Source organism: Stenotrophomonas sp. KH_029 (assembly GCF_057839765.1).
Genome location: NZ_CM174498.1, coordinates 1,324,160 through 1,340,637, shown reverse-complemented (window position 1 = coordinate 1,340,637; position 16,478 = coordinate 1,324,160). Strand labels below are relative to the sequence as shown.

Annotated in this window: 12 protein-coding genes; 9 read left to right on the top strand and 3 right to left on the bottom strand. The window is 66.6% G+C overall.

Annotated elements, in window-relative coordinates; genetic code table 11:
- The first annotated feature begins 11 nt into the window (after window positions 1–11).
- The 4 genes from AC3ITM_RS06170 to AC3ITM_RS06155 all read left to right on the top strand — a co-directional run bounded on the left by AC3ITM_RS06170 (window position 12) and on the right by AC3ITM_RS06155 (window position 5,789).
- Window positions 12–869: a 23S rRNA (adenine(2030)-N(6))-methyltransferase RlmJ gene (locus AC3ITM_RS06170; RefSeq protein WP_489269159.1), complete on the top strand. Its 858-nt coding sequence runs from the start codon at window positions 12–14 to the stop codon at window positions 867–869.
- A 117-nt stretch (window positions 870–986) separates the two neighbouring features.
- Window positions 987–1,532, top strand: coding sequence for a GNAT family N-acetyltransferase (locus tag AC3ITM_RS06165; RefSeq protein ID WP_489269157.1), 546 nt, complete (start codon window positions 987–989; stop codon window positions 1,530–1,532).
- A gap of 190 nt (window positions 1,533–1,722) precedes the next feature.
- Window positions 1,723–5,190 (top strand): transcription-repair coupling factor, encoded by a 3,468-nt coding sequence (gene mfd, locus AC3ITM_RS06160; protein ID WP_489269155.1) that lies wholly within the window; start codon window positions 1,723–1,725, stop codon window positions 5,188–5,190.
- A gap of 77 nt (window positions 5,191–5,267) precedes the next feature.
- Window positions 5,268–5,789, top strand: a complete 522-nt coding sequence (locus AC3ITM_RS06155; protein WP_228886650.1) for a hypothetical protein — start codon at window positions 5,268–5,270, stop codon at window positions 5,787–5,789.
- Window positions 5,790–6,119: 330 nt separating this feature from the next.
- Here the strand turns inward: AC3ITM_RS06155 and AC3ITM_RS06150 are convergent, their stop codons facing one another.
- Window positions 6,120–8,216, bottom strand: coding sequence for a M13 family metallopeptidase (locus AC3ITM_RS06150; RefSeq protein WP_489269153.1), 2,097 nt, complete (start codon window positions 8,214–8,216; stop codon window positions 6,120–6,122).
- Between the two features lie 216 nt (window positions 8,217–8,432).
- Here AC3ITM_RS06150 and AC3ITM_RS06145 point away from each other — a divergent pair, with 216 nt between their 5' ends.
- Window positions 8,433–9,515: a hypothetical protein gene (locus AC3ITM_RS06145; RefSeq protein WP_489269151.1), complete on the top strand. Its 1,083-nt coding sequence runs from the start codon at window positions 8,433–8,435 to the stop codon at window positions 9,513–9,515.
- A gap of 189 nt (window positions 9,516–9,704) precedes the next feature.
- On the opposite strand, the gene gpmA is transcribed toward AC3ITM_RS06145, so the two are convergent.
- Both gpmA and AC3ITM_RS06135 read right to left on the bottom strand, forming a co-directional pair.
- Window positions 9,705–10,454, bottom strand: a complete 750-nt coding sequence (gene gpmA, locus AC3ITM_RS06140; protein ID WP_489269149.1) for a 2,3-diphosphoglycerate-dependent phosphoglycerate mutase — start codon at window positions 10,452–10,454, stop codon at window positions 9,705–9,707.
- A 79-nt stretch (window positions 10,455–10,533) separates the two neighbouring features.
- Window positions 10,534–11,592, bottom strand: coding sequence for a cation diffusion facilitator family transporter (locus AC3ITM_RS06135; protein WP_489269147.1), 1,059 nt, complete (start codon window positions 11,590–11,592; stop codon window positions 10,534–10,536).
- 143 nt (window positions 11,593–11,735) lie between these two features.
- Between AC3ITM_RS06135 and AC3ITM_RS06130 the strand changes: the two genes are divergently transcribed.
- The 4 genes from AC3ITM_RS06130 (at window position 11,736) to AC3ITM_RS06115 (ending at window position 16,431) form a co-directional block, all read left to right on the top strand.
- Entirely contained in the window at window positions 11,736–13,160 is a 1,425-nt protein-coding gene (locus AC3ITM_RS06130; RefSeq protein WP_489269145.1) for a GGDEF domain-containing protein, read from the top strand.
- 100 nt (window positions 13,161–13,260) lie between these two features.
- Window positions 13,261–14,394 carry a metallophosphoesterase gene (locus tag AC3ITM_RS06125; protein WP_489269143.1) on the top strand — a complete coding sequence of 378 codons (1,134 nt, stop codon included), beginning with the start codon at window positions 13,261–13,263 and terminating at the stop codon, window positions 14,392–14,394.
- A gap of 148 nt (window positions 14,395–14,542) precedes the next feature.
- Window positions 14,543–14,929: a BlaI/MecI/CopY family transcriptional regulator gene (locus AC3ITM_RS06120; RefSeq protein ID WP_489269141.1), complete on the top strand. Its 387-nt coding sequence runs from the start codon at window positions 14,543–14,545 to the stop codon at window positions 14,927–14,929.
- Window positions 14,926–16,431, top strand: coding sequence for a peptidoglycan DD-metalloendopeptidase family protein (locus tag AC3ITM_RS06115; protein ID WP_489269139.1), 1,506 nt, complete (start codon window positions 14,926–14,928; stop codon window positions 16,429–16,431). Before AC3ITM_RS06120 ends, AC3ITM_RS06115 begins: the two co-directional genes overlap by 4 nt.
- Window positions 16,432–16,478: the final 47 nt, after the last annotated feature.

The window sequence follows — 16,478 nt, the reverse complement described above, 5'->3', positions numbered from 1 at the left end:
ACACTGCGCCGATGAATTACCACCACGCCTTCCATGCCGGCAACCATGCCGACGTGCTCAAGCACATCGTGCAGCTCGCCCTGCTCGACACGTTCAAGCGCAAGGACAGCCCGTTCTTCGTGCTGGACACCCACGGCGGCGCCGGCCGCTACCTGCTGGCCAGCGAGGAAAGCCGCAAGACGCTGGAAGCCGAGGATGGGGTGATGCGGCTGATGGCCCAGCCCACGCTGCCGGCGGTGATCGAGCGTTACCTCAAGGCGGTGCAGGCCGACAACCCGGTCGGGGCGATGATCAGCTACCCCGGCTCGCCGTTGCTGACCGCCCGGACCCTGCGCGAGCAGGACCGCATGGCGGTGTGCGAGCTGCAGGACGGCGAGGCCGCCGCGCTGAAGGCGCTGTTCGCCCACGACAGCCGGGTGGCGGTGCTGCACGCCGACGGTTATGCGCAGAACAAGGCGCTGCTGCCGCCGAAGGCCAACGGGGTCAAGATCGGCCGCGGCCTGGTGCTGATCGACCCGCCCTACGAGGGGCAGGATGCCGAGTACGTGCGCATCCTGGCCTCGGTGGGCGAAATCCTGGCGCGCTGGCCGCAGGCCAGCTTCGCGATCTGGTTCCCGATCAAGCAGCGCCGCACCGTCCTGCACTTCCTGCGCAAGGCCTGCGCGCTGCCGGTCAAGTCGGTGCTGACCGCCGAGCTGCTGGTGCGCCCGGACGATTCCCCGCTGCGCCTCAACGGCAGCGGCATGCTGCTGCTCAACCCGCCGTGGCAGTTCGACCAGACCCTGGCCCCGGCCATGCCGGCGCTGAAGCAGTACCTGGGCGAGGCCGGCGCCAGCACCCGCCTGCAGTGGCTCAAGCAGGCCGAATAACCCGCCCGGACACGGGCCGGCACCCCCGGCCCCCTTCCCTGAACGGCGTGAGCGTTCCGTTCACGGAACTGCCCCCCGGGGATGCGAGAATCCGAAGACCACCTAGGAATCACCGGTATGGCTACCCGTAACCGCATGCCGCCCTGGCACGAGATCTTCAAGGCACCCAGTGGCCATGAGCTGCTGATCCGCCCCATCCGTCCCGAAGACGGCGCGCCGCTCCACGCCGCGTTCAGCCTGTTCGGGCCGGAAGAAATCCGCGACCGTTTTCTGCAATCGGTGACCGAACTGTCGCCGGAAACCACCCAGCGCCTGACCCACCCCAATCCCAAGAGCGAAATCACCCTGGTCGCGGCCGAATCCCTGCCCGCCGGTGAAGCCGTGGTCGGGGCGGTGGCACGGGCCTCGATCATCCAGGGCACCCGCGAAGCCGAGTACGCCATCCTGGTCAGCCGCTTCCTGGTCGGCCAGGGCCTGGGCCGCCAGCTGATGCGCAAGCTGGTCAAATGGGCGCGCGGCAAATACCTGGACCGCCTGTACGGCGATGTGGCCGAACAGAACGAGCCGATGAAGCAGCTGGCCGCCTCGCTGGGCTTCAAGCCGGTGCCGCACCCGCAGGGCACACCCGGGCTGGTGCGCATGGTGCTCGAGCTCGATAGTTGAGGTAGTGCCGGCCGCTGGCCGGCTCCCGATGATGCTTCCCGATGTGCGTGGTTGCCGGCCAGCGGCCGGCACTACCGTCGTGCGGTGTACCTTTGCGTGGTTGCCGGCCGGCGAACCGCCATGTCGGTTCGCCGCCATCCGTACCGGCTGACACAGCCGCGACCGCACGGTCTGCTAAAATCGGCGGTCAATGTCACGTCCCTCCTCTCCCGTTCCGCCGCTGCCCCGTTCCGGCCAGCTCCGCGCCTGGTGGCGCGCTCCCGCATCGGCCACGGCGCTGGCGTGGTATGCCGCGCGTGCCGCCGAGGTACATGACGGGCCGCTGCTGGTCATCGCCCGCGACAACCATGGCGCCAACCAGATCGAAGCCGACCTGCGCACCCTGCTGGGCAGCGCATCGAGCCTGCCGGTGGTGGTGTTCCCGGATTGGGAAACCCTGCCCTACGACGCCTTCAGCCCGCACCCGGACATCATTTCCCAACGCCTGGCCGCGCTGCACCGCCTGCCCACGCTCGCCCGCGGCATCGTGGTGGTGCCGGTGCAGACCCTGCTGCAGCAACTGGCCCCGCTCAAGTACATCATCGGCGGCAGCTTCGACCTGAAGGTGGGCCAGCGCCTGGACCTGGACGCGGAAAAGCGCCGGCTGGAAGCGGCCGCCTACCGCAACGTGCCGCAGGTGATGGACCCGGGCGACTTCGCGGTGCGCGGCGGCCTGCTCGATGTCTTCCCGATGGGCGCCGATGCGCCGCTGCGGGTGGAACTGCTGGACCAGGACATCGACTCGATCCGCGCCTTCGACCCGGAGAGCCAGCGTTCGCTGGACAAGGTCGATGCGGTGCGCATGCTGCCCGGCCGCGAAGTGCCGCTGGACGAGCTGGCGGTAGCGCGGGTGCTGACCACCCTGCGCGAACGCTTCGACGTGGATACCCGGCGCAGCGCGCTGTACCAGGACCTCAAGGCCGGGTTGGCGCCGGCCGGCGTGGAGTACTACCTGCCGTTGTTCTTCGACCGCACCGCCACCCTGTTCGACTACCTGCAGCCCAACGTGCTGCCGCTGGTCGCCGCCGGCGTGGGCGAGGCCGCCGCGGCGTTCTGGGCGCAGACCCAGAACCGTTATGAACAACGCCGGCACGACCTCGAGCGCCCGCTGCTGACCCCGCAGGAGCTGTATCTCAGCCCCGAGGCGTTGAACAGCACGCTCAACGCGCTGCCGCGCATCGAGGTCTGGAACCCCGACCACCCGCGCATCGATCAGGCCCAGCCGCTGGGCGACCAGCCGTTGCCACCGCTGCCGGTGGCCGCCCGCGATGCCCCGGCCGGCGAAGCGCTGAAATCCTTCCTGGGCCATTACCCGGGCCGGGTACTGATCGCCGCCGATTCGCCCGGCCGCCGCGAGGCGCTGCTGGAAGTGCTGCTGGCCGCCGAGCTGAAACCGCCGGTGGTGGCCGACCTGCCGGCGTTCCTGGCCGACGCCAGGATCCGTTTTGCAATCACCGTGGCGCCGCTGGAAGACGGCTTCGCACTGGATGCCCCGCAGATCGCGGTGCTGACCGAGCGCCAGCTGTTCCCCGAGCGCGCCGGCACCACCCGCCGCAGCCGCCGGGTCGGGCGCGAACCCGAAGCGATCATCCGCGACCTGGGCGAGCTGACCGAAGGCGCGCCGATCGTCCATGAAGACCACGGCGTGGGCCGCTACCGCGGACTGATCGTGCTCGACGCCGGCGGCATGCCCGGCGAGTTCCTGGAAATCGAATATGCCAAGGGCGACCGCCTGTACGTACCGGTCGCCCAGCTGCACCTGATCAGCCGCTATTCCGGTGCCTCGGCCGAAACCGCGCCGCTGCACTCGCTCGGCGGCGAACAGTGGACCAAGGCCAAGCGCAAGGCGGCCGAGAAGGTCCGCGACGTGGCTGCCGAACTGCTGGAAATCCAGGCCCGCCGCCGTGCCCGCGCCGGCCTGGCGCTGCACGTGGACCGCGCCATGTACGAGCCGTTCGCGGCCGGCTTCCCGTTCGAGGAAACCCCCGACCAGCTTGCCGCGATCGATGCCACCCTGCGCGACCTGGCCAGCAGCCAGCCGATGGACCGGGTGGTCTGCGGCGACGTCGGCTTCGGCAAGACCGAAGTGGCCGTGCGCGCGGCCTTCGCCGCGGCCAGCGCCGGCAAGCAGGTGGCCGTGCTGGTGCCGACCACGCTGCTGGCCGAACAGCATTACCGCAACTTCCGCGACCGTTTCGCCGACTGGCCGCTGCGGGTGGAAGTGCTGTCGCGCTTCAAGAGCACCAAGGAGATCAAGGCCGAGCTGGAAAAGGTGGCCGCCGGTACCATCGATGTGATCATCGGCACCCACCGCCTGCTGCAGCCGGACGTGAAGTTCAAGGACCTGGGCCTGGTGGTGGTCGATGAGGAGCAGCGTTTCGGCGTGCGCCAGAAGGAAGCGCTCAAGGCGATGCGCGCCAACGTGCACCTGCTGACCCTGACCGCCACCCCCATCCCGCGCACCTTGAACATGGCCATGGCCGGGCTGCGCGACCTGTCGATCATCGCCACCCCGCCGCCGAACCGGCTGGCGGTGCAGACCTTCATCACCGCCTGGGACAACGCACTGCTGCGCGAGGCGTTCCAGCGCGAACTGGCCCGCGGCGGCCAGCTGTACTTCCTGCACAACGATGTGGAAAGCATCGGCCGCATGCAGCGCGACCTGGCCGAACTGGTGCCCGAAGCGCGCATCGGCATCGCCCACGGGCAGATGCCCGAGCGCGAGCTGGAACGGGTGATGCTGGACTTCCAGAAGCAGCGCTACAACGTGCTGCTGTCCACCACGATCATCGAATCGGGCATCGACATCCCCAACGCCAACACCATCATCATCAACCGCGCCGACCGCTTCGGCCTGGCCCAGCTGCACCAGCTGCGCGGCCGGGTCGGCCGCTCGCACCACCGCGCCTACGCCTACCTGGTGGTGCCGGACAAGCGCGCGATGACCGCCGACGCCGAAAAGCGGCTGGAGGCGATCGCCTCGATGGACGAACTTGGCGCCGGCTTCACCCTGGCCACCCACGACCTGGAAATCCGCGGCGCCGGCGAACTGCTCGGCGAGGACCAGAGCGGGCAGATGGCCGAGGTCGGCTTCAGCCTGTACACCGAACTGCTCGAACGCGCGGTGCGCAGCATCCGGCTGGGCAAGCTGCCCGACCTGGATGCCGGCGAAGAGACACGCGGTGCCGAGGTGGAACTGCACGTGCCGGCGTTGATCCCCGACGCTTACCTGCCCGACGTGCACACCCGCCTGACCCTGTACAAGCGCATCAGCAGCGCGCGCGACAACGAGGCGCTGCGCGAACTGCAGGTGGAGATGATCGACCGCTTCGGGCTGCTGCCCGACCCGGCCAAGCACCTGTTCGCCATCGCCGAGCTGAAGCTGCAGGCCAATGCGCTGGGCATCCGCAAGCTGGAACTGGGCGAGAACGGCGGGCGCATCGTGTTCGATGCCAAGCCGGACATCGACCCGATGGCGGTGATCCAACTGATCCAGAAGCAGCCCAAGCTGTACATCATGGAAGGACCGGACAAGCTGCGCATCCGCCATCCGCTACCGCTGCCGGAAGACCGTTTCAGCGCCGCCAAGGCGATGCTGCTGACCCTTTCCCCGCGCTGACCCATCCCCCGACACCCCCTGCTTCTGCGGGCCGGGGGGATTGTCCTGTTCCTATGCCCGCGACAAGGAGAGTTGCTTTGAAACGATTCCAAACCCTGCTGCTGGCCGCCGGCCTGGCCCTGCTCGGCGCCTGCAGCGGCGGCGGCAGTGGCATGTCCGCCAGCGAGTACCTGACCGAGAACGTGGCGCTGTGGAACGGTACGGCCACCACCGTGCAGCAGTGGACCATCGGCCCGCGTGGCGAGCAGCTGCAGAAGGCGCTGGGCGAAGGCAAGGGCCTGGCCACGTTCAAGTCCGGGCTGGAGGGCGCGCGCGCCGAGATGAAGCAGTACCTGGGCATGATCGACCAGATGCCGCCGGCCGAAGATGCCAAGGACGTGCACCAGAAGCTGCGCACCTACGTGCAGAGTTCGGATGAGATGTTCGGCATCCTGCTGGAAATCGCCGCGCTGCCGGAAGGCTACGACAAGGCGCAGATCATGCCGCTGGCCGAGAAGCTGCAGGCCGTGGGCAACCGTATCGACGGTGAAATGCAGGCCCTTGACGCGGCCCAGGGCGCGTACGCCAGCAAGCACGGCATCCAGCTGCAGCGGCATTGATTCCATGGTCCCCCGGACGCAGCCGGGGGACACCGGTGGGGTTGGCTCCATCGCACCGCCACACAAACGACGGGCGCACCGACCGAGGTAGGGTCGGATCCCGATCGACTGCCGGCCATCGTGCAACGTGCGACGAACGCATGACCGGTGAACGCAGCGAAGGTTTCTCCGGTCCAGGTCCATGCATCAAAGGGCGTTGCCCCGTCCACGGCAGTTGATTGGGATCCAACCCTACCTGCGCGTGCGCCGATACGCACCGGCCGCCCCGGTCGACGCCCCACAAAAAACCCGGCATGCGCCGGGTTTTTCGTTCCACTCAAGCGGCTGCGATCACCAGATCACGACCCGCTTGTCGTCGGCGCGCACCATCGCATCGCCGCTCTTGCACTCGAACGCCTTGGCAAAGGCCGGCATGTTCGACGGCGCCCCATTGGCGCGGAAGTTGGCCGGGGCGTGCGGGTCGGTGTTCAGGCGCACGCGCAGCTCGCTTTCGGTGAAGTTGCGGCGCCACACGGTGGCCCAGTTCATGAAGAACCGCTGGTCCTGGCTGTTGCCGTCCACCGCCACATTGGCCTTCGGATCTTCCTTCAGCGCCATCTGCAGCGCGTCGTAGGCCACGGTCAGGCCGCCCAGGTCGCCGATGTTCTCGCCCAGGGTCAGCTTGCCCTTCACCTTCACCCCCGGCAGCGATTCATAGCCGTCGAACTGCGCCACCAGCTGGTCGGTGCGGCCGGTGAAGGCCTTGCGGTCGCTGTCGGTCCACCAGTTGTCGAAGTTGCCGTTGGCGGCGAACTGGCTGCCCGAATCGTCGTAGCCGTGCATCATTTCATGGCCGATCACCGCACCGATGCCGCCGTAGTTCAGCGCCGGATCGGCCTTGGCATCGAAGAACGGCGCCTGCAGGATCGCCGCCGGGAACACGATTTCGTTCTTGGTCGCGTTGTAATAGGCATTGACCGTCTGCGGGGTCATGCCCCACTCGCTCTTGTCCACCGGCTTGCCGATCTTGTCCAGCATGAAGCGGTAGTTGAAGGCGCGGGCGGCCTGCATGTTGCCCAGGTAGCTGTCGGCGCTGGTCGCATAGCCGGACCAGTCGCGCCACTTGTCCGGGTAGCCGATCTTCGGGGTGAAGCTGGCCCACTTCTCCAGCGCCTTTTTGCGGGTGTCCTCGCTCATCCATTCCAGCTTCTCCAGGCGTGCCTTCAGCGCCACCGAGAGGTTCTCCACCAGGTGCTGCATCTGCACCTTGGACTCGGCCGGGAACACCGCGTTGACATACAGCTGGCCCAGGCCTTCACCGATCGCGCCGTTGACCGATTCCAGCACGCGCTTCCAGCGCGGCTGCATTTCCTTCTGGCCGCGCAGGGTGGTGCCGTAGAAGTCGAAGTTGGCCTTCTCGAAGGCGCTGCTCAGGTAAGGCGCTGCGTCATCGACGGTGTGGAAGCGCAGGTAAGCCTGCCAGGTGGCGGCCGGCACGTCGGCCAGCATCTTGTCCATCTCGGCGAAGAAGCCCGGCTGGGCCAGCGAGAACTTCTGCGCAGCCGGCACCTTCAGGGTATCGAACAGCGCGGTCCAGCTGAAGTTCGGGGTCAGCTTGTCCGCGTCGGCGGCGCTGAGCGGGTTGTAGCGCTTGGCCGGGTCGCGCAGTTCGATGCGCGACAGCGACGCCTTGGCCAGGCGGGTTTCGAAGTCCAGCACGGCCTTGGCCTGGGTCTTGGCCTGCGCGGCATCCACGCCGGACAGGGTCAGCGTCTGCGCGATGTAGGCAACATAGGCGTCGCGGATCTTGGCCTGTGCGTCGTCGAAGTAGTAGCCCTTCTCCGGCAGGCCCAGGCCGCCCTGGCCGACGTACGCGATGACGTTGGCCGAATCCTTGTAGTCGGCGTTGGCGAACAGCGAGAACAGCACGCCCTGGCCCTGCGCCTGGCTGTCGCGCAGGTACTGGGTGATGGCGGCGGTGTCGTTCAGCGCGGCGATCCTGTCCAGCTGCGGCTGCAGCGGGGTGATGCCGGCGGCCTCGATCTTGGCTTCATCCGAACCGGTGTTCCAGATGTCGGCGATCTTGGCTTCCACCGAGCCGGCCTTGGGCTTGCCGGCCGCGGCCTGCTGGACCAGCGCGTGCTGCACTTCCAGCGAGCGCTCGCGCAGGATCTCGAAGCTGCCCCAGGTGGTCTGGTCGTTCGGCACCGGGTTGGCCTTGAGCCACTTGCTGTTGACGAAGCCATTGAGGTCGGTACAGGCGGCGATCGCCGGATCCAGGTCGGCGCTGTCCAGCGAGATCAGCGCGGTCTTGAGCTGCGACGGGTCGAAGGCCGGCGTGGCCGCCTCCGCGGTCGCGGCAGGCGCGGTATCGGTCTTGCCACAGGACGCCAGCGAGGCGGCAATGGCGACGGTCAGGCCCAGCGGGACCAGCTTGGAAAACTTCATTCGACTCTCCGGCTACAGGTGGATGCATCACCCGGGTCACGGGCAATCGGGCAGCGTAGCGCGGGAGGTGGCGGGGCGGACCGGCCAAAGGTCACACTCGACTTTCGGCTAGAGCTTGGAACTCGGACCATACCCAAGATGTTGCGTGACCTTAAGGCCCTGATTGCGCTTCAATAGCGTTCAACTCAACTACTGAAAGCTCAGGGAGCAAAGCAAATGGACTTGGCCGACCCCAAAATCATCGCCCCAGCGGCAGCACTCGTCGGATCTCTTGTCGGCTCATTTGTCACAATGCGTATTTTCTGGTGGAAACGATCAGCAGAAATAGCAGATCGTATTTCGGATAAGATTCAGAAAAATGCGGACGCAGCAAGGGCAGAAAAAATACATGACTTTGACGCGTTCAGGCCATACGCAGACTCCTTGTTCGCGGCATCCAACAGCCTATTCTATCGCCTCAAAGAAATAATAGTTGACGAAGGCAGGGCAATCTATCTCGCTTCGACAGCCGCTCAATCCGACTACAACGTGTACAAGCGTTGGAGCACGATCTACAGAATGGCGACTGTGCTCGCGTGGGTTAGAGCATTTCGCAGAGAAAAGTCCTACCTTGATATTGCACTTAAAGATCCAAACCAAAAGATAGAAGATGCCATCAATTCGCTTGAAGCCAAGCTTGCCGATGGGCCACACATCGAAGACCATCGCACCAACGAACTTATCGCAGCCTTGATAATTAAGGCTACTAAACCGACATCACCATCCGAAAGAAGAACCCTCTCCGTGCGCGTAGAGAACACACTTCGATCTAAACTTGGACTATTAGGCGCAAAATCCGCCAACGAACTTGACGAAGACGAACAAAACAGCTTGATTAAAATGGTGGCAAATGACATATCAAGCTTCGGAGTTACCCATAATCCCGAACACATCCAACCACAAAAAAAGAAAGAAATAATTCGAATCCTCGGCATCAAAGAAGCCTGGATCTTTCGAGATTGGCAGCAAGCTATCGGTGACTTCATGATACGCCGAGCCCCAAACGGACCACGCCAGTACGACGTAATCGGGTATGGGGAATTCATGTTTTCTGCGAAGAAGGCGCTTGACGACCCTGAGGACAAAGATCACTGCTGGATTCGAAATCTCTACAATCTTTTCAATGACCTTCACCCCACTGAAGTTGATATCTTTGACGCGCGGCAGAATCAGATCCGCGCCACCTACTCCGCACTGGAACTCTTGATGTCCGCCATCAATGCTCAAAAAGAGTGCTACAGGAGTGCAGCCTCCACATAGTCTTTGACACCCCTGCTGGGCTGAACGAGGACTCTAGCTATCACGCACCTGAGCTGAGCCCCACCAACTCCGGGCAACGAGCAGGACTAGCACCCGAGGAGCTTCAACATCTTCTGCCGAACTCAGGCGACGATTTCATAAACCTGTTGGAACTTCCGCAAAAAGCCGGCTTTCGCCGGCCTTTCGTAGTTACCGGGCCTTACCCTGGTTCGCCACGGCCTCGGCGGCCTTGCGTGCCGCTTCCGGGTCGCCCAGGTAGCGGAACGACTGCACGGTGAGATCGTCGTTCAGCTCGAACAGCAGCGGGATGCCGGTCGGGATGTTGAGCTCCAGGATGGCTTCCTGCGAGATGCCGTTGAGGTACTTGTACAGCGCGCGCAGCGAATTGCCATGGGCGGTGACCAGCACGGTCTTGCCGTCCTTGAGCTGCGGGGCGATCGCATCGAACCAGTACGGCAACACGCGCTCCAGCGTGGTCGCCAGCGACTCGGTGCCCGGCAGCGCATTGCGGTCCAGCCCGGCGTAGCGGCGGTCGTGGATCGGATGGCCCGGGTCCTCGCGGTCCATCGCCGGCGGCGGGATGTCGTAGGAACGGCGCCAGATCTTGACCTGGTCCTCGCCGTGCTTGGCGGCCGTCTCGGCCTTGTCCAGGCCCTGCAGGCCGCCATAGTGGCGCTCGTTCAAGCGCCAGCTCTTGCTCACCGGCAGCCAGTCCTGGTCCAGCTCGGCCAGTGCGCCCTGCAGGGTGTGGATGGCACGCTTGAGCACCGAGGTGTGCGCCACATCGAACTGCAGCCCTTCCTCGCGCATCAGGCGGCCGGCGGCGGCGGCCTCGGCGCGCCCCTGTTCGGTCAGTTCCACGTCCACCCAACCGGTGAAGCGGTTGTCCAGGTTCCACTGGCTCTGGCCGTGGCGCAACAGTACGAGTTTCCGGGTCACTGCAGTATCTCCGACAGATGGCAAGGCAGGCCCGCATTGTAGCGGCAGCCCGCCCCGCCCGGCACGCCGGCGGCACCGGTCAGGGGTGCGGATGGCCGTGATGGCCCTGCGCATCGGGGCGCGAGCGGCGGCTGGTATCGGCGCTGGATGCCGCATGGGCATGCCCATCCGGACCGTGCGCATGGTCATGGTCATGGTCATGGTCATGCCCGGCATGGCCATGGCCGGCGCCGGCCGCGCCCGGGCCGCCCACGCTGCAGCTGTCGCCGCAATGGTCCGCCTCGATCTGCAGGGTCACATGGTCGATGTCGAAACCTTCGTGCAGGGCCGTGCCCAGCGTGCGCCGCAGTGCATCGGCGTCCACGCCGTCGGCCATCACCACATGGGCGGTCAGCGCCGGAGTGCTGGAGGCCAGCGCCCATACGTGCAGGTCGTGCACATCGACCACCCCCGGCAGCGCGCACAGTGCGCTGCGCACCGCATTGATGTCCATGCCCTTGGGCACGCCTTCCAGCAGCACGTTGATCGCCTCGCGCATCAGCACCCAGGTGCGCGGCAATACCCACAGGCCGATCAGCACCGCCAGGATCGGGTCGATCGGCTTCCAGCCGGTCCAGCGGATCAGCAGCGCGCCGATGATCACCGCCACCGAGCCGAGCATGTCGGCCCACACTTCCAGGTAGGCGCCCTTTACATTCAGGCTTTCGCCGCTGCCGGCCTGCAGCAGGCGCATCGAGACCAGGTTGATGCCCAGCCCGATTGCGGCGATCACCAGCATGCCGGTGGAGGCGATCTCCTGCGGCGCGCGGAAGCGCTGCACGGCTTCCCACAGAATGTAGCCGGCGACCACGAACAGCATGCCGCCGTTGATCATCGCGCCCAAGGCTTCCAGCCGCGCGTAGCCATAGGTGCGCTTGGCATCGGGCGGGCGCCGGCTCAACCGCACCGCGACCAGCGCGATCATCAGCGCCAGGGTGTCGGTGGCCATGTGCGCGGCATCGGACAGCAGCGCCAGGCTGTTGGTCCAGAACGCGCCGGCCACCTCCACCAGCAGGAAGGTGGTGGTCAGCCCCAGCGCCCACCACAACGGTTTTTCGTGGCGGATCTCGCTGGGCAGATGGTCGTGGTCGTGACCCATGAAAGCTCTCCTGGACAATGCCGGCAGGTTAAGCAGCGCCTCGCGCGGAGACTATTACACTTACCCCAGCGTTCAGTTTGCAACTCAATAACAACAGCGCCCGGCCGCTACCTCTCGACGGCCTGTGTGGCGGGAAGACAATCGTGCATAACGTTCCAAATCTTGATGATGCCAGCCAGGCGCTCGCGCTGGCCTGGGGCCAGACGCTGGCACAGACGCCGGCCGCTGCGGCGACACTGTTGGCGAGCCTGTCGGCGGAAAGCCCGCCCGAGCTGGCCCACCACTTCTACGATGTGCTGCTCGAAGACCCGCGCGCGGGCCGCTTCCTCTCGCACGACCAGGTGCGGCTGCGCCTGAAGCCGGCGATGCAGCGCTGGCTGCAGCAGATCCTCACCGCCACGCCGGACAGCATCAACGTGCTGGTCGCCGCGCAGCGCGTGATCGGTGACGTGCACGCGCGCGTGGGCATCCCGGTGGATCTGGTCGCCCGCGGCGCGCGCGTGCTCAAGCACCGCCTGTTCGACCGCATCATCGCGCAGGCCGAGGAAAGCGCCACCGCGTTCGCGGCGATCCACTGTCTCAGCGCATCGATGGATATCGCGTTGGAGGGCATGACGCTCGCCTATACCCACGCACGTGAGCGCTCCTCGCGCACCGACGCGGCGTATCGCCTGTTCTCGCTGGTGCAGAACGTCAGCACCGAGCGCGAACGGCAGCGTGCCCTGCTGCTGGACTGGGAAAACGCCCTGCTCTACGCGATGGCCAGCCAGAATGCCGAGGCGGAGCTCATCGGACTGGCGCAGTCCGAGTTCGGCCTGTGGTTCACCCACAAGGGCATTCCCAGTTTCGGCGAAAGCAGCGAGACCGGCCAGGTCGGTGCGTTGGTGGCCGCGGTCGATACGCAGCTTCAGGAAGCCTTGGCGCATGCCGATTTCGCGGCGCGCTTCGGCGCCCTGCAGGGCATCCGCGAGCGGCTGGCGCAGATCCGTACGTTGATGGGCATGTTGTTCGAGCGGATCGGCGAGCTCGATGCGGGCAGCGATGCGCTGACCAACCTGCTCAACCGCCGCTTCCTGCCGACCGTGCTGCGCCGCGAAATCGAACTGGCCAATTCCACGCAGACCCCGTTCTCGGTGCTGCTGCTTGATCTGGATCACTTCAAGGCGATCAACGATGCGCACGGCCACGACGGCGGTGATCGCGCCCTGCAGCACGTGGCCGCCCTGCTGGGCCAGCTCACCCGCGGCAGCGACTATCTGTTCCGCTATGGCGGCGAGGAGTTCGTGGTGGTGCTGGTGGCCGCCACCGACGTGCAGGCCGGGGTGATCGCCGAGAACCTGCGCAAGCACATCGCGCAGAGCCCGGTGCAGCTGGCCAGTGGCCAGACGCTGTCGCTGACCACCAGCATCGGCGTGGCGGCGCACGATGGCCATCCCGACTACGAGCGGCTGATGGCGCGTGCCGATGCGGCGATGTACCAGGCCAAGAAACACGGTCGCGACCGGGTGGTGCTGGCCAGCGACGACCTGTCCGATGCACCCGGGCGACAGGCCCTGCAACGCGGGTGATGCACCTGTTGCGGCATACCGGGCTGACCAATGGCGCATGCCCGGGGCGGCGCATGCGGCGTAGCATCGCCGCATTGCCGTCCGCCACAGGAACACCTCGATGTCGATCCGCCGCGCCCTGACCCGCCCTGCCGTACTGCTGCTCCAGTCGGCGCTGCTGATGACGCCGCTGCCGGGCAACGCGCGCGAGGTGGCCGCACCGGCCGAGCACGTCGATGCCGATGGCCCCTATGTGTTCCGCACCGCCACGGGTCTGGAAGCGGCCTGGGTATGCAAGGACCAGGTGATCCGCCGCACGCTGCCGGCGCGCGGCGAGGCCACGGTGATCGCGCCCGCATGCGGCTATCCGCACCCGCTGACCGTGCTGCCGCCGCGCACGGCGGAAATCGCCCGGTTCCCGGCCACGCCACGGATCGTCGCGCTGTCGGACATCCACGGCCAGTACGGCCTGCTGGTGAAGCTGCTGCGGGCGCACCACGTGATCGACAACGACGACCACTGGGCGCTGGGCGACGCAACGCTGGTGGTGGCCGGCGATGTATTCGACCGCGGCCCGCAGGTCACCGAGGCCTTCTGGCTGCTGTACAGCCTGCAGCAGCAGGCCGCGGCCGCCGGTGGTGCGGTGCACTTCGTGCTCGGCAACCACGAGACGATGGTGCTCTACAACGACCTGCGCTACGTCAACCCGAAGTACCTCAAAACCGCGCAGCTGCTTGGCCGCTCCTATCCGGCGCTGTATGGCCCCGATTCGACGATCGGCCAGTGGCTGCGCACCCGCCCGGTGCTGCTGCGCATCGGCGATACCCTGTTCCTGCACGGCGGCATCGCACCGGAGAACCTGGACCAGGTACGCGGCATGGACGCGACCAATGCCGGTTATCAAGCGGCGGTCGGCCTGCCCAAGGACCAGGTCAAGGCCGCGCCGGACACCGCCCGCCTGTTCGACGGCAAGACCAGCCCGATCTGGTACCGCGGCTACTTCGATGGCCGCATGGACACCGCCCAGGTAGAGGCGCTGCTCGAACAGCTGGACCTCGCCCGCATCGTGGTCGGCCACACCTCGATGCCGCATGTCAGCAGCTTCCACGGCAACCGCATCATCGCCATCGACAGCAGTATCAAGAAGGGAGAGAACGGCGAGCTGCTGTTCATCGAGAACGGCACGCTCAGCCGCGGCCTGCTGGATGGCTCGCGGGTGCCGCTGGCCGAAGGCCGGATCGGCGAAAGCGACTGAGCGGTCGTCGACGGCCGGGAACGGCGCATGGTTGGCAGGGGGACACCACCTCGCCTGTGACGGCATTGATCCGCCTCCATGACCACAGGGTTGCACCGCATGCGACATTTGTCGCACACTTGCGACACCTCGCCATACCGGAATCGCCATGTCTGCGTTGCCTACCCCCTCCAACGCCGAGCTGGAACTGCTCAAGGCGCTGTGGCGCCAAGGCGCCTGCAGCGCGCGGGAAGTGCACAACGGCGCCGTTGCCGCGCTGGACTGGTCCTATTCGTCCACCCGCAAGACGCTGGAGCGCATGGTCGACAAGGGTCTGGTCGAGGAAACCGTCGAGCATGGGTTGAACATGTACCGCGCGAAGGTGGGCAAGGTCGCCACGCTGGCCGCGCTCAGCACCGACTTCGCCCGCCGCGTGCTGGAGATCGATGGCGCGTTGCCGGCACAGGCGTTCGCCGACAGCCGCCTGCTCAGCGAGCAGGAACTGGAGCAGCTGGATGCGCTACTGCGCGCGCCAGCCAAGGACGGCCCGGCATGAGCCTGCCGACGCTGGGATTCTGGGTGGTGCACGCCGTCGGTGCGCTTGCCGGTGGCGGGGTGGCCTGGGCAGCAGGCCAGCGCATCCATCGGCGGTTGGGCCTCTCCCACGCCGCGTATGGCTACTGGATGGGGTTGTGGCTGTTGGCGGTGATGCCGGTGCTGCTCTCGGCGGCGTTGGCACTGTGGGCGCCGGCACCGCTCATTGCGTTGCCATCGGCCCTGACCCTGCCGTTGCCGGTCGCGCTGGACCTGGGCGATACCGGTGCGGCAGGCGCTGCACACGTTGCCTCTCCGTGGGTGCATCCGTCCACCGCCACGTTGCTGGGGGTGCTCTATGCCCTTGGTACCAGCGGTGCGCTGCTGCGCCTGCTGGTCAGCACGCGGCGCACCGGCCGGCTGTGCCGTGCGACCACGCCAATCGCAACGCAGGCATGGCCGGGCCCAGGCAGCCGTGCTTCAGCACGGCGTCTGATGGCCGCCGGCATCGCGTGCCGGGCCAGCGCGCTGCCGGTGAGCCCGTTCGCGGTGCGCTGGCCGCGGCCCTTGATTGTGCTCCCGGCCTCGGCACTGCAAGCGTTGGATGATCGTGCCCTGTGCCTGATCCTCGGCCATGAAGCCGCTCACCTGATGCGACGCGACCCACAGCGCGCCGGGTTGATGGCGGTACTCAACGCCCTGCTGTGGTTCAACCCGTTCCTGGCCCGGATCAGCGCACGCGTACAGTTGGCGACCGAGCTGCACTGTGACGCGCATGCGCTCGCCGAGGATGCCCAAGGCGGGCGCGAATTCGCCACCGCCTATGTACGCACGCTGCGGCTTTCCGCAGCGACCCATACGCCCTCCACCGCACTGACCCACCGCGATCTGGCCGGACATGAAGTCCGCATCCGCTACATGCTGCACGGCGACGCCGCGCGGCCGCTCTCGGGCTCACGGCGCGCGGTGTTGCTGGGGAGTGCGCTGCTCGCCGGCACCCTGCTGCTGGTCATGCAGGCTGGCACCGCGCAGCCCCTCCCCGGCTCCGTCGTCCCTGGCGCCGCCATGCGGGTATCGACGACGGACGCCACGCTGCCGCTCCGGCTCCCGCCGCCGAGCGACACCCGCATCGAGGTGCAGTTCCAGGCGCCCTTGGCATCACCGCGGATCACCGGTCATTTCGGCGACAGCGGCGGCATCCGGCAGCGCCCGCACCGCGGTACCGATTTCGGCGCGCGCACGGGCACGCCGGTACTGGCGCCTGCAGACGGCCGCGTCGTCGCCGCCACGACCGAATACCCGGACGGCCCCCAGTACGGCACGGTGGTGGTGATCGATCACGGTCAGGGGTGGCAGACGCTGTACGCCCACCTGCAGGGCGCCGATGTCGCGGTCGGCCAGCAGGTGCATGCCGGCGAACAGATCGCACGGGTCGGCAGCACCGGGCGCGTGACCGGCCCGCATCTGCATCTGGAAATGCTGCGCAACGGTGAACGCGTCGATCCGCAGGCGTACCTGCCATGACCCGCTAAGCCACTCTCGACCCACCGCCGCATTTCGTTTTCCTGACC